Source organism: Pseudoalteromonas shioyasakiensis (assembly GCF_019134595.1).
Taxonomy (GTDB): Bacteria; Pseudomonadota; Gammaproteobacteria; order Enterobacterales; family Alteromonadaceae; genus Pseudoalteromonas; species Pseudoalteromonas shioyasakiensis_A.
Genome location: NZ_CP077770.1, coordinates 3,740,565 through 3,754,907, shown reverse-complemented (window position 1 = coordinate 3,754,907; position 14,343 = coordinate 3,740,565). Strand labels below are relative to the sequence as shown.

Below are 14,343 nucleotides of genomic sequence, written 5' to 3'. Positions count from 1 at the left end.
TGCCGATATGCTTAGCATATCGGCATTACCTACTTACTATCCTAATTAACTAATCCTTAGTTAATTCGAGGTTTTTTACGACGAAGTGCCATCAGTGGTGCAACTGCTAGTAGTAACCAGCCGAATGAACCGCTTGATGATTTCTTGTCTTTTTCAACCTCAGCTTCTGGAATCACTGCCTCAGGGAAAGAACAGCTACCATCGTCAGTATTGGCGCTTTCATCATAGTTAGTTGCTGAGCTGTCAGTACAGCCAAGCTCTTCACCATCAGACATCACCGATAATACAAATGAACTCATTGCTGCATCAGCTGGGTTAACGCTGTCGCTAACTTTTACTGTTACATCAATATCACCATGGAAGTGCGCCGCTGGCGTGATAGTCACAGTACTACCTGATGTGTGACCAGATACTTCATAAGTGAAGTTTTCGCCTAACACTTCGATTTGGTTGCTCACTTGGTTTTCGTCAGCATAAAGCACGTCAAAACTAATCGTTTCGTTCTCTGCCACCGACATATCAGTTAAGGCTGCCATTTCTAGGTTACCGATAACTTCAAGATCAAGGGTGATGGTTTCATCATCTGCGCCAACTAAACCATTTGTAAGTGATAGTTGATGCGTTTGATTCGCTGCTTGCTCACCAATGTACGCTTGGAATTTCACGTCAAACTTAGAGATCTCAGGGCCTGTGTAGTCAAGACACACAACCAGTTTGTCGTGTAGTACTTCGTCCATATTGTCGAAGCCATACTTGTTACCAATGTTTAAATCGATAGGAATATCACCACTGATGAAGCCGCGGCCATCAGCAGCTTTCAAGCCGATAGAACCTTGTGCATCAACTAAGCTTAGGTTGTCATAAGCAAATAGTAACTCGTATTCACCTGGCTCATAGTCAATGCCCATACGCATGAACATTTCAACGTCAACAGATTGGCCTTCAGTTCTTGAACGCTGGATATTATCCCACTCAAGTACTAACCATTCACGTGATACAGTGTAAGTTGGTGTGATACCTGCGTTGGCATCATAGTTACCGTAACCACCATCAACACGCTCTGGGATCATGTTGTCACCAACCCAGAATGGTGCGATTAGGTAAGGCGGCGGTGGCGGCTGAGTGTAACCTTCTGGCAGTTCAACGTGGAATGGCGTTGTACGGCCTTGCGAACCAAATGTGACTAAGCCAGCAGGGTTAAGTTTAATTGAGTCAAAGTGATACTTATTAAAGAATGGGAATGACACATCAAGATTAGTGTTCATGATTTCTTTAAATGTGTACTCAAACTCGTTGTAGTAACGACCTTGAACACCTTCTAGTGTACGCCAGCCAAGCTCACGTAGTTCTAGGTAGTAAGGATCTGGTGAATGCGCCGAAGTTAATGAACACATTTCGTCAGTGATGTTGGTAGTAATGTTATAATTACGTTCAACATTTTTAGTCGTCTCTTGAACGCCAACCAGCGCAAGTGCATTGCTATCTAACAATGGCGTTACTGGCGTTGAGTTAGATGCGACAATGCTGTCAGGAACAATGTCTACGCCCTCAGGGAACTCAGTATTTAGTGCAAACTGACGCGCTTCATCTTCGTTATTAGCAATGACGCTGATTTCGAAGTCAACTAAATCACCAACAAATGCTTTGTCTTTGTTAGCTGTAAAGGTCACGTCTTTATCAATTTGCTCGATGATCACTGGTACAAAACCAAGGTTACCCGCATCTTCAGGGTTGCTACCAATATCAAAGCCACCAAAGTAAATATCGCCAATTTCCATATCAGGTAGGTTATAAGCAAGGTCTAGCTCCAGTTCGTCATAACCAGGTACGCTGCTTGGGCCTGTTACGGTTAATGAACCATTGTCTTCAGTGGTCACCGCTGTAGCAAACGATACCTCGATACCTTCATCTACTTCGCCATAACTATAGTTTTGCAGGTTCATGTATAAAGTGAAGTACTCACCGGCTTCAGGATCTACGATGTTACAGAAGTTAGTTAGGGTGTAGCTCGTTGACATACATAACGTTTCTTCATAAGACGCGATGCCATCACCGTTACTATCTTTACCCATGAACACAAGTACACGTGACGTGTCGTTCATGACGCTTGCGCTTAGCATTTTTGCGCCTTCTGGCACTGTCGTCCACTGAATGTGGTTGTTGTTCACAGCTTCGCCTTCACCTTCAACCTCTACGCTATCGAATGGGTCGCCTGGTGTGGTGTCGTTGAATAGGTGTACTGTCTCAACTTGGCCTTTTACTAAGCCGTACGATTGTGTTGTTAGGTTGCTAATTTCATCAGTATTGAATGGACCCACTTTCATCGTTGCAGAACGGCGGTGAGCATCAATTTGAATATACTCAGGTAAACCGGTATCACCAGCGAAAGTCCATACAGGCATTTCTAAAATTGGTGATTCAGGATTGCTTGAGGTCATTACGATTTGACCTTGGTTACCTGTGTAATCAACAATTTCTTGTGGTGTTGCTTGTTGGCTTGCTTCAACCGTAACAACAATGCTTTGTGTCTCACCTGCTTTAATATCAAAGTTGCTTGGCTCAACACTAATTTTGCTATTACCAATCCAGTTTTCTGTATGAAGTGTCCAGCTTGCGTCTTCTGTCGCCGTAAAGGTTCTGATAAACGTACACTTAAAGCCACAGTCATTATCAACCATGTAAGCTGTGTTTAGTGCTTTTTCACGGCCACCAAGGCTTGGGTTAGCAGCATTCATGTTAGCAATGCTTTCATCAAGTAATAGGCCTGCTTTATCAGCACGCTCAACTTGCATTTTACCCGAACCCATTTCAGCAAGGGCAGCATCAAAGCCATCATCGGTGTAGTTGTTTAAGTACTGTGCTAAAGCAACTTGATTGTTTGCAGTTAACATCAATGCTGATTGAATTTGCATTGGTGTCCAATCAGGATGAGATTGTTTTAACAATGCTGCCGCACCCGCAACGTGTGGGCTTGCCATTGATGTACCAGACATAGATTGCCAATCAGATGTAGCTGGATTGTTTGTGAATGGTTGGTCGTCTGATGCTGGCGCATAGATATCAACACCCGGTGCAGCAACGTCTACAAGTAAGGTGTCAAAGCCAAAGTATGATGGACCACGGCCAGAGAAGTAAGCAATGCGGTCTTTATCTACAGCATCTACGGTGCCTTCAGTTGCTTCAATGGTACCCATGTGGCTGTCGCCAGTGCTTAGCCACTCTAATACGCTTTTACCATCGACGTTTTTAATGTGAATGGTAGGAATAGGGTAAGTCACTGAAGGAATAGTGTAGTTATCATAGAATGATACATGGTTATAAATAATTAAACCTTCTGCACCACCTGCCTCTACGTTTAGCGATTTAGAGTACAGCGGGTAAGAACTACGCTTACATACTACAATCACATCTTGCGCACTTTCGTCGATAGCGGTTGCTGGATCATCAATTAAATCAAATGTACCTTCAGGGAATGGCTTGTCACAGTTAGCAAGTGCATAGCTTGAACTTTCATTTGGATTTTCAAAATCAGTCGCAGCAACAATTAAACCTGTTAGCTCGTTAAAGTTAACACCTGCACCATCAAATGGTCCTGGTGCTGTAGTATCACCACCAGTTAGGTTTTTAAGTTGTTTGTTACCAAAGTTTACTTTGGTTGAAGGGGTATGAGCTGCAACTGTGGTTACCCAAGGTGATGAGTGATCAGCCGTTGAATATTCAGGGCCACTGTTACCTGCCGCTACCGCCACAAATACACCGGTTTCGGCCGCATTCATGAACGCTTGCTCAATTGGGTCGCTCCATGGATCTTCTTCAAGACCACCTAATGAAGCATTCAGTACATCAACATTATCAATAGCAGCTTGTTCAACGGCTGCTAAAATAGCGCTTGTTGGACAACCTGCGTATGGGTCACCTGAACCACCCGGCCAACATACTTGGTATGAAATGATATTGGCATGTGGCGCCATACCTGATACTTGCGGGAAAGTTACGTTAGTTTCTAAACCAGATGATTGGCTTTCATACTCAGTCAGTTTGTAAGGAATATCGTAAAGGATATTACCTGCAGCGGTACCGGCAACGTGTGAGCCATGGCTATGGTAGTCTTCACCATTTTCAGGGCGAGTCTCTTCAAATACAGAGTCTACATAAGCTGCGGTGATCTCAGGGTAAGAATAAACACCAATTAGCTTGTCGTTACACAGATCAGCAAATTCAGCGGTTGCACAATCACCTAAGTATTTGTCGCCTAGAGGGTTGGTGTGAGTGTAGCCATCGCCGCCTACTGCTGCGAATGATGGATGATCGGTATTGATACCCGTATCTATAATACCGACAACCGTGCCTTCACCTTTGTTGCTGCTAGGGTTGCTAGCACTTGTGCTCCAAAGAGCAGATGCACCGGTTTGTTCAATAGTATTAAAAGTATTTAGGCTGTAGATTTTTGAGCGAGTGATCTTCTTAACACCCGCCACTTTAGCTAAGCGCTTCGCTTCATCTTGTGTCATTTGGGTGGTGAAACCATTTAATGCCACATTGAATATGCGCTCAACATTTAGCTGTAAGCCTTGCTGGCTCATCGCAGTACTCAGTACTGATTGGCGCTTACTTGCTAGGTGATTAGCGTAAGTTGCAATAGCAGGCTGCGCCATATTAAGCGTTGAGCGCGTTGTTGCTTGTTGCGTCTGCATTACCACATCTTTTGTGCTCGCAAGCCCTTTAACACCACCTTGGTAAGTTGAAATAGGTGCATCGTCCAGTTGCACGATATAAGTTTGAATACCACTAATATCTTTCTCTGGTGTGAAAACGCGGCTTTGTTTTTTAACAGTATTATTAACCTTGTCTTCCCACACAAATTCATTGGTAACGGTTTGCTTTGGCGCATAGCCTGCTGGCTGTTCTGGCCATGCTTGGTCATTTAGCGCAGCAGCAGACGTACCTACACCTAAGTAAAGTGCAGATGCGACCATCACTGATACTTTTTTCATATTGAACATGTGATCTAACTTCCCTCGAAGGATTATAATTATGAGCTCGCGCTAGCGGCGAACGGTTGTAATCAGTAGGGATAGTGTTGGGTTGTGACTATAACATCAATGAAATGTAAATAATTGGCACACACTGTTACAGCTTGGTACATTTTTACCGAAAAGCTGACTATCGAAACAAGATGCTTGCTCTTGCACCACTTAAGGTTTGCGCGTTATCTAAGCTAAATTTTGCGTTATTCCACAGGCACAGCTGCTTAACGATTGATAAGCCAAGGCCAACACCTTGATAGCCTGTTTGGTGCACCGAAGCGGTTTTTGAAAATGGCTGCATGAGGCTTGCGCGCATGTGTTCAGGGATCCCTGGGCCATCATCTTCAATCACTAGCAAAGTGCCGCTTTCGCATTGTGAAAGCCTGATATGAATTTGTGTTTTAGCAAAGCGAACCGCGTTCCCAAGTAAGTTTTGCAATAAGCGTTGAAAGCTTTGTTTATCAACGAAAATTGCTGTTAATTCGCAGTCAAGATGAATAGCCAAAGGGCTATAGCTTTGAAACTTAGTAATGCAGGGCTGTAATAGCTCGTCTGGGCAGTAGTCTTTAGCTAACAAGGTGGGCTCGCATTGTTCGAGCTCGGCATAGGTTAAAAACTCTTCGACTAAAAGCTCAAGCTCAATAATGTCTTGCAACACACTGTGACGATAAGCATTGTTATCAACGACTGCTTCGAGGGCGAATTTAGCACGCGAAATAGGCGTTAAAAAGTCATGAGAAACAGCATTGATCAATTCACGTTGGCTTTGATTACGGTTATGAAGCGCTAATGCCATATTATCAAAGGTATCGCCAATGCTCTTTAGTAAGCTAAAACGTGTAAAGTGCACTTGTGCTGAAAAATCAGCATTTGAAATTTTACTACTGGCTTTGCGCAGCTTAGTTAAGTCAAACAGCAGTGGGCCTGTAAAAATCACCACTGCTAAGGCAAGGCTAGAGTAAAACAGAAGGCTCACTAAAGACTGATAACCCTGATCTGCAGGTTGGCTGTAGGGGCCAATGCTTAATAAGGTCTGTCTATCATCTGCAAGTTTATGAAAGTAAAGATTGTTATTAGCATCGTTAACGCTAATCACCTGACCCGCTAAAAGCGACGCCTGTAATTGTTCACCAAGGTAAAAGTTCGCCAGAGGTGTTTGCTTAATGTTTGAGTTATTGGGCGTAAGACTTAAGATACTTTCTGCTAGTTGCTGCTCTGTGCTGTATGCCGGAGGGCTTGGGAAATAGGTTTCTAGTAACCAAGCGGCGCTCCCCAGACAAACAGCTAGGGTTAAATACAAATAACAAAACAGGCGTAGCAAACTTCATTAACCCCACGCTTGTGGAGAAAAAATATATCCTTTGCCCCAAACGGTGACGATTTTTTGTGCCGGCACCGCTTCGTCACCGAGCTTTTTGCGTAAGCGGCTAATGCGGCCATCGATAGTGCGGCTTAGACCATCGTATTTACGGCCAATAGTGCCATCAAATAATTGGTCTCGACTGACTAACTGACCCGCTGATTGAGCTAGTTGGATCAGTATTTCGAACTCTGCACTAGTCAATTCAAGTGGCTGGCTATGCAGATAAGCTTCGCGCTGAATAGTATTAATGCTTAAAGAGCCAAAGCGAATATTATGCGCGTTATGGGTGGTACTTGTTGGCTTAACAGCTTGGCTGCGACGAATCGTGTTATTTATTCGCGCTAATAAAATGGACGGGGAAACAGGTTTGGTTAGGTAATCATCAGCACCTAGCTCAAGGCCAGTGATATGATCGACTTGGCTCTGCCTTGCGGTCATAAAAATAATTGGCGTATCTTGATATTGTTTTAGTTCTTTAAATACCTCAAAGCCATCTTCTGATCCTAATCCGATATCAAGCAAAATTAGGTCGTATTTCTTACTACTTGCTTGGTAACAGGCATGGCAACCACTTTCAAAGTGTTCAATGGTATAGCCATGATCAGTTAAATAATTAGAGACTAGCTGGGCAAGTTTTAAATCATCTTCAATGTATAAAATAGTATGTTGGCTCATCAAAAAATACTCCATGCGATATCACGTCGACGTTTTTTAACATGCTGGTGGAATAAACTAATTTCAGTGCTTTCTAATGGTTCTAGCTGTTCGCTCAGTAGCTCTAACACAATGTTGCGATTGTTTTGCACTGTGATTGCAAAGTTCTGCCCTTGATTTGGCTTTTGGCAGAACAGCCTAATTTGTTGATCAGTAACACGAATGCACACCGTTTCGCTGACTTCGGTATACCAATTAATCGATACATCCATCACGCAGTCTTGCTCTACCGTTACACAGTTTTCTGGTGTTGCTTCAATGTAGCCTGCTTGTGCGAATGTACTGCCAACAAACGCGAGGCTAAAAATGAATAAGAGTGAAAAAAGCTTCGTACGCAACATCATCAGTAATTCCATGCAAAGCCAGCATAAAAAGACAGTAAGTTGCTGTCATCGATAAGCGGGCTATCGGTTATACCCGATGATAAACGTTGGTATTTTATATCGCTGATAAATTGCCATTGTTGATTAAACTGATATTGGTAACTGGCTTTTAGATTGTACTTTTGACTAGAGTGACCTAAAAAAGGGCTAAATCCGGCTCGTATCTCTTGTTGTGCGCTGCCATAGTAGTAATCCACTAAACCAGCACTTAGATGTTGTATTTCTGCGCCGAGCAAAACTAGATGTTGATCAAACAAAAACAAGCGCTGTGCAGACAATGCGCCTTGTAATCCTTTGTGATAGTTAGTGAGCTCCATTGACCAATACGCGCTAAATCGCCAGCTTTGCCAGTCAACGATAGCTTCAATACCGCTCATGGCCGATAATTTACGTTTAGATATTTTAGTAATATCACCGCGGCGCTTTATCACCAGCGGTGCTTCAATACTTGAACCGGGTGGTAGCGGTGTCATGGAGGGGCGGCCGCCGGTTGTTCTAATCGCGGTCAGTGCTGCTGAGTGTTTAGCAAAATACAGCCCATCTTCATTGAGTTGGGTGAATAACGACACTTGATAGTTATCGCCCCACACGGGTGTCCAAGCAAACTGAGTATTTGCAAATGAAAAGTCACCGGCGAATACCTCAATGCGTGGTAGGGCATAAAGAGGAATGTCGTCTTTTTTATAAACCGGGTTGTCGAGTTGACCATAGCCTAGGCTCAAACCAAGGCTTATTCCTTCATCTGCTAAATACGCAGAGTCAGTGCTGCTTGCCATTGGTGAAAGGCAAAATGCACTAATTAGAAATAAAACTCGTAGCCCAAGTGAGCAACTACCTAGAACAGTCACAAATAAACAACCTTAATGAAAAACCTTGTTAACATTAAGTTGTTATTAATGGCTTGAACAATGAAATAATGTACCAAATTGTAGCAAGATCTGGTTTTTGTAACCTAAATTAGTTAAGTAAATTGCTTGATTAATAAGTATATTTCATTAATTTGGTTTGGTTATTTTGGGCGGTGTCGTCATTTCTTTAGTTAGAAAAAGTTATTAACAATAAAATGGTGTTAAAACCTGCGTTTAGCGGTACAAAATGGCCCTAAATACACGTCATTACTGGCATGGCGGTTTATTAAGTTGCTATTTGGGTGAGTTTTTGCGATATTATTTATATTATAATATTAACAGGAAGCTAATAAGATGACTCTGCCTAGTTCTCAATCTGCAAATGCTATTCGCATACTTGCTGTCGATGCCGTTCAACAAGCTAACTCTGGCCACCCTGGTGCGCCTATGGGTATGGCTGATATTGCAGCGGTATTGTGGCAAAACTTTCACCGCCATAACCCATTAAACCCAGACTGGTCTAACCGTGACCGCTTTGTGTTATCAAATGGCCATGGTTCAATGCTTCAATATGCATTGTTACACCTAAGCGGTTATGACGTAAGCATCGAAGATATTAAGCAATTCCGTCAGCTTCACTCTAAAACACCGGGTCACCCAGAATATGGCTATACACCGGGTGTTGAAACAACTACGGGCCCATTAGGTTCGGGTATTGCTAACGCAGTTGGTATGGCAATCGCTGAAAAAACATTAGCAGCGCAATTCAATAAGCCAAAGTTTGATATTGTTGATCACTTCACTTACTGCTTTATGGGTGATGGCTGTTTAATGGAAGGTATCTCGCACGAAGCATGTTCGCTGGCAGGTACATTAGGCCTAGGCAAGCTAATCGCATTTTGGGATGACAATGGCATCTCTATCGATGGTGAAGTAGAAGGTTGGTTCACCGACGATACGCCTGCACGTTTTGAATCTTACGGTTGGCAAGTTATTCGTGATGTTGATGGTCACGATATGAATGCAATTGCGGGTGCAATCGAAGCGGCACAAAGCAACACGACGCAACCAACACTAATCTGTTGTAAAACAGTGATTGGTTTTGGCTCGCCAAATAAATCAGGTAGCCACGACTGTCACGGTGCACCACTGGGTCACGACGAAATCGCAGCAGTACGTGAGCAGTTAAACTGGCCGCACCCTGCATTTGAAGTTCCACAAGAGGTTTATAACGAGTGGAATAATCAAGCGAAAGGCCAAGAGCTTGAAGGTGCATGGCAGCAAAAGTTTGCAGCTTATAGCAAAGCACATCCTGAACTTGCAAAAGAATATACACGTCGTGTTCTTGAAAAAGCATTACCAGCTAACTTCGCTGAATTAGCTGATGAGTACATTGCTAAATGCCAAGCCGACATGCAAAACATTGCAACACGTAAAGCATCACAAAATGCGATCACCTTCTTTGCTAACCAGCTTCCTGAACTAATGGGTGGCTCTGCTGACCTTGCTGGTTCTAACTTAACCTTATGGCCAGAAGCAAAAGGTTTACAAGATGCTGCTGATGGTAACTACGTATTCTATGGCGTACGTGAGTTTGGTATGAGCGCAATCATGAATGGTATTGCATTACATGGTGGTTTCATTCCATTTGGCGCAACCTTCTTAATGTTTATGGAATACGCACGTAATGCTGTACGTATGGCAGCATTAATGAAAGCACAGAGCATTTTTGTGTATACCCATGACTCAATCGGTCAAGGTGAAGATGGTCCTACTCACCAACCAATCGAGCAAATCGCCAACCTTCGCATGACACCAAACATGACTGCATGGCGTCCGTGTGATGAAACTGAAACAGCGGTAGCTTGGCGTCAATCGTTATTAAAAGAAACAGGCCCAAGTTCACTGATTTTCAGCCGTCAGGGTACCAAAGCCATGGCACGTGATGCACAGCAAGTTGCTGATATTGCAAAAGGGGGTTATGTACTTGTTGATAGTGAACAAGCTGCAGAGCTTATTCTTATTGCAACTGGTTCTGAGGTAGAGCTAGCTGTGAATGCTGCTGCTGAATTAACAGCACAAGGCAAGCAAGTTCGCGTGGTATCTATGCCATCAACGAATCAGTTTGACAGCCAAGATAAAGCATACTGTCAAAGCGTGTTACCAGCTGGTACACCAAAGATTGCTGTTGAAGCTGCGCACCGTGACTTCTGGTTCAAGTATGTTGGCCAAGATGGTGATGTACTAGGAATGGACACATTTGGTGAGTCAGCGCCAGGCGCAGTATTGCTTGAGCACTTTGGTTTCACAGTGGCAAACCTAGTTGCAAAAGCAAACGCATTACTTGCTGAATAATGTGACTGGTAAAAAATTATCGTAATCGCAACACGATAAGCCTGCTTTTACTAAAAGGCAGGCAATAAAAAAGCCCGCAAACTTTGGTTTGCGGGCTTTTTGCTGCTTAAACAATCGGTTTAAACTAATTCGCTTAAGATTGACTCAAGTTTCTCTTGGTCAATTGCGAACTGACGAATACCTTGGCTAAGCTTTTCAGTAGCCATGGCATCTTCATTCATTTCCCAGCGGAAAGCTTGCTCAGTCATTGCCGCTGGCGCTTCTGCTTTTTCTGTTGCTGGTAATAGTTTTTGAGTTAAAGGTGCGTCAGTTGCAGCTAGTTCAGCAAGTAACTTAGGGCTGATAGTTAAGCGGTCACAACCTGCTAATTCTTGGATTTCACCGATGTTACGGAAACTTGCGCCCATTACAATCGTGTCGTAGCCGTGCTTTTTGAAGTAGTTGTAGATATGCGTTACTGATTTAACGCCCGGATCGTTAGCACCGTCGAAATCAGCGCTTGCATCTTGTGCTTTGTACCAGTCAAGAATACGACCAACGAATGGTGAAATTAGGTAAGCACCTACTTCGGCACAAGCGCGTGCTTGAGCAAATGCAAATACCAGCGTTAGGTTACAACGGATACCTTGTGCTTCAAGAACTTTAGCTGCTTGAATACCTTCCCATGTTGAAGCAATTTTGATTAATACGCGCGATGTGTCGATACCTTGCTCTTTATATAAAGCAACAAGCTCAAGTGCTTTATCAATGGTTGCTTGAGTATCAAATGATAAGCGTGCATCAACTTCTGTTGAAACTAAACCTGGCACTTGCTCCATTAATTTAGAGCCAATTAATACCGCTAGCTTATCAGCTGCTTTTGTTACAACTTCAGCTGCGTCACTGCTTTGTGCTTTTGCCCATGATACGGCTTCGGCAGCAAGTGGGCGATATTTCTCAATTTGAATCGCGTTTAAGATTAGTGATGGGTTTGTTGTTGCATCTTGCGGTTTATATTCGTTGATTGCTTCAAAATCACCCGTGTCAGCAACAACGGTTGTTACTGCTTTAAGTTGTTCTAATTGACTAGACATAGTTATCCCATTCTTATCATACAAAAGTTAATGTAGTGGCTTTAACCTATTATTTGTGCTGAAAAAACAATCTAATCTACCAGAGAAACTGCGCAATAAATCGCCCGCCAGCAGCAAATAATCCTGTTAATAATATTTTTATAATACCTTTACAATCTGGTATTGTTGATATTATCATACAAATAAAGATAATGACTAACAATGTTAGTAAGCAATTAGTGAAAGGTAATTATGTCTCGTTATACGTTGGGATTAGACTACGGGTCGGACTCGGTAAGAGCATTACTCGTTGATGTTGCGACTGGTGAAGAACTTGCCAGCCATTTAGTAAACTACCCGCGCTGGGCACAAGGTTTATATTGTGACCCAAGTAAAGATCAGTTTCGTCAGCATCCACAAGACTATATTGATAGCCTTGTAGAAGTAGTTAATGGTCTTTGGTCACAAGTTCCAGCAGGTACTGCAGACAAAGTAGTGGGTATGAGCTTTGATACGACAGGCTCAACACCTGTAGCAATTAATAGTCAAGGTACACCACTGGCATTAACTGAAGAATTTGCAGAAAACCCAAATGCAATGTTCATTTTGTGGAAAGACCATACGTCTATTAAAGAAGCAAATGAAATCACTGAAGCTGCAACTAACAATGATGTGAACTACCTTTCACACATGGGCGGTATCTACTCTTCTGAGTGGTACTGGGCCAAAGCATTACATATCTTCCGCGTTGATAGCAGTGTTAAAGCAGCCACTTATTCATGGGTTGAGCACTGCGATTGGATGACCGCGCTAATGTGTGGCACAACACACCCTGAAGCATTAAAGCTAGGTCGTTGTGCAACGGGCCACAAACAAATGTGGAACGAGCAGTGGGGTGGTTTCCCACCAAACAGTTTCTTCAGCAATATCGATCCACTATTAGATGGTGTTGTTGATACGTTAAATGCAACTACAGAGCCAAGTGACCAAGTTGCTGGCAACTTAACTGCTGAGTGGGCCGAGAAGTTAGGTTTACCACAAGGTATCGTGATTGGTTACGGTGCATTTGACTGTCACATGGGTGCAGTAGCAGCCAATGTTCGCCCTGGTGTTCTAACCAAAGTAATGGGTACCTCAACTTGTGACATCACAGTAACGTCTAAAGAACAACTAGGTGATACTTGCGTTAAAGGTATTTGTGGTCAAGTTGATGGCTCAGTGATCCCAGGGTTAATTGGTTTAGAAGCCGGTCAATCTGCATTCGGTGACTTATACGCATGGTTCAAGAACCTAGTACTTTGGCCAACTCGTCAACTTACAAATCTATCTGACGCTGAGCAAGCGTTAGTTAACAAGCTAGAAGATTCAATCTTAGTTGATTTATCAAAAGCGGCGGCAGCACTGCCTGTATCAAGCAGCGACGTAACTGCGCTTGATTGGGTAAATGGTCGTCGTACGCCAGATGCAGACCAAAGCGTTGCCATGGCATTAACAGGCTTAAAAATGGGCACTGATGCACCTAAGTTCTTCAAAGCACTTGTTGAAGCAACTGCCTTTGGCGCACGTGCTATCACTGAGCGTTTCCGTAGCGAAGGCGTACCAATCGAGTCAGTGGTTGTTATCGGCGGTATTTCTAAAAAATCAGACTACGTAATGCAAACGTGTGCTGATGTTTGGAACTGCCCAATCGACGTTTTAGAAAGTGAGCAAAGCTGTGCATTGGGTGCAGCAATTATGGCTTCGGTTGCTGCGGGTGAGCACGCAACAGTGGCAGATGCTCAAAAAGTTATGGCGTCGTCTGTATGTCATCAGTACTTACCTAACCCTGAGCGCGTTGCTGTGTATGACGAGCTTTATGCAAACTACCAAGCACTTGCAAGCTATGTAAACGGAGACAAAGCATGAGTTTTACTGAACTAAAACGTGAAGTCTATGAAGCGAACATGGAGCTGCAACGTCGTGGCTTAGTAATTTATACCTTTGGTAACGTATCGCAAATCGATCGCGACAAAGGCGTGATTGCGATTAAACCAAGTGGTGTATCGTACGACCAAATGAAAGCCGAAGACATGGTGATCGTCGACCTTGAAAACAACATTGTTGAAGGGTCTATGCGTCCGTCTTCTGACACAAAAACACATGTTCATTTATATCGCCACTTTGATTCAATTGGCGGTGTAACACACACGCATTCGACCTATGCAACTGCATGGGCACAAGCAAAACAAAGCATTCCTTGCCTTGGCACAACTCACGCTGACTATGTACACGGTGACATCACCTGTACTCGTGAGCTAACCGATGAGCAAGTGAATGGCGATTATGAATTAGAAACCGGTATTCAAATTACTGATGCGTATCAAGACCGCGATCCGAAAGCTGCACCTATGGTGATTGTTGCGGGTCATGCGCCTTTCACGTGGGGTAAAGATGCCGCTCAGTCTGTATACCATGCAGCGCTACTCGAAGAGATTGCACGCATGGCGTATTTAACACGCACTTTAGATCCACACGCAGCTGAACTTAAAAAAGCAGTGATGGATAAACATTATCTACGTAAGCACGGTAAAAACGCGTATTACGGTCAGAGCAAATAGCAAG

The 14,343-nt window shown here is 43.4% G+C and carries 9 protein-coding genes; 3 read left to right on the top strand and 6 right to left on the bottom strand.

What is annotated here, in order from left to right; translation table 11 throughout:
- Nucleotides 1-56: 56 nt before the first annotated feature.
- From KQP93_RS21590 to KQP93_RS17285, 5 genes are all read right to left on the bottom strand, one after another.
- Nucleotides 57-5,003 carry a S8 family serine peptidase gene (locus KQP93_RS21590; RefSeq protein WP_217875360.1) on the bottom strand — a complete coding sequence of 1,649 codons (4,947 nt, stop codon included), beginning with the start codon at nt 5,001-5,003 and terminating at the stop codon, nt 57-59.
- Between the two features lie 160 nt (nt 5,004-5,163).
- Nucleotides 5,164-6,348: an ATP-binding protein gene (locus KQP93_RS17300; protein WP_217875359.1), complete on the bottom strand. Its 1,185-nt coding sequence runs from the start codon at nt 6,346-6,348 to the stop codon at nt 5,164-5,166.
- Between the two features lie 6 nt (nt 6,349-6,354).
- Nucleotides 6,355-7,065 carry a response regulator transcription factor gene (locus tag KQP93_RS17295; RefSeq protein ID WP_217875358.1) on the bottom strand — a complete coding sequence of 237 codons (711 nt, stop codon included), beginning with the start codon at nt 7,063-7,065 and terminating at the stop codon, nt 6,355-6,357.
- The gene (locus KQP93_RS17290; protein ID WP_058586022.1) at nt 7,065-7,448 is read right to left on the bottom strand and encodes a DUF3019 domain-containing protein; all 384 of its coding nucleotides are present in this window, start codon (nt 7,446-7,448) and stop codon (nt 7,065-7,067) included. Before KQP93_RS17290 ends, KQP93_RS17295 begins: the two co-directional genes overlap by 1 nt.
- Complete coding sequence (locus KQP93_RS17285) at nt 7,448-8,335, bottom strand: MipA/OmpV family protein (protein ID WP_217875357.1); 888 nt, start codon at nt 8,333-8,335, stop codon at nt 7,448-7,450. Before KQP93_RS17285 ends, KQP93_RS17290 begins: the two co-directional genes overlap by 1 nt.
- 354 nt (nt 8,336-8,689) lie before the next feature.
- Between KQP93_RS17285 and tkt the strand changes: the two genes are divergently transcribed.
- Nucleotides 8,690-10,690: a transketolase gene (gene tkt / locus KQP93_RS17280; protein WP_217875356.1), complete on the top strand. Its 2,001-nt coding sequence runs from the start codon at nt 8,690-8,692 to the stop codon at nt 10,688-10,690.
- A gap of 119 nt (nt 10,691-10,809) precedes the next feature.
- Here tkt and tal read toward each other — a convergent pair whose 3' ends face one another.
- Nucleotides 10,810-11,763, bottom strand: coding sequence for a transaldolase (gene tal, locus KQP93_RS17275; RefSeq protein WP_135923048.1), 954 nt, complete (start codon nt 11,761-11,763; stop codon nt 10,810-10,812).
- A gap of 231 nt (nt 11,764-11,994) precedes the next feature.
- On the opposite strand from tal, the gene KQP93_RS17270 reads away from it, so the two are divergent.
- Both KQP93_RS17270 and KQP93_RS17265 read left to right on the top strand, forming a co-directional pair.
- On the top strand, nt 11,995-13,647 hold the full coding sequence (locus KQP93_RS17270) for a ribulokinase (RefSeq protein WP_217875355.1): 1,653 nt from the start codon (nt 11,995-11,997) through the stop codon (nt 13,645-13,647).
- Nucleotides 13,644-14,339: an L-ribulose-5-phosphate 4-epimerase gene (locus KQP93_RS17265; protein WP_058586026.1), complete on the top strand. Its 696-nt coding sequence runs from the start codon at nt 13,644-13,646 to the stop codon at nt 14,337-14,339. The genes KQP93_RS17270 and KQP93_RS17265 overlap by 4 nt, the downstream gene beginning before the upstream one ends.
- Nucleotides 14,340-14,343: the final 4 nt, after the last annotated feature.

Bases quoted from the DNA above. Each gene is read 5' to 3' on its own strand.
- KQP93_RS17295 (WP_217875358.1), bottom strand. From the start codon at position 7,065: ATGAGCCAACATACTATTTTATACATTGAAGATGATTTAAAACTTGCC.
- KQP93_RS17270 (WP_217875355.1), top strand. From the start codon at position 11,995: ATGTCTCGTTATACGTTGGGATTAGACTACGGGTCGGACTCGGTAAGA.
- KQP93_RS21590 (WP_217875360.1), bottom strand. From the start codon at position 5,003: ATGTTCAATATGAAAAAAGTATCAGTGATGGTCGCATCTGCACTTTAC.
- tal (WP_135923048.1), bottom strand. From the start codon at position 11,763: ATGTCTAGTCAATTAGAACAACTTAAAGCAGTAACAACCGTTGTTGCT.
- KQP93_RS17265 (WP_058586026.1), top strand. From the start codon at position 13,644: ATGAGTTTTACTGAACTAAAACGTGAAGTCTATGAAGCGAACATGGAG.
- tkt (WP_217875356.1), top strand. From the start codon at position 8,690: ATGACTCTGCCTAGTTCTCAATCTGCAAATGCTATTCGCATACTTGCT.
- KQP93_RS17290 (WP_058586022.1), bottom strand. From the start codon at position 7,448: ATGATGTTGCGTACGAAGCTTTTTTCACTCTTATTCATTTTTAGCCTC.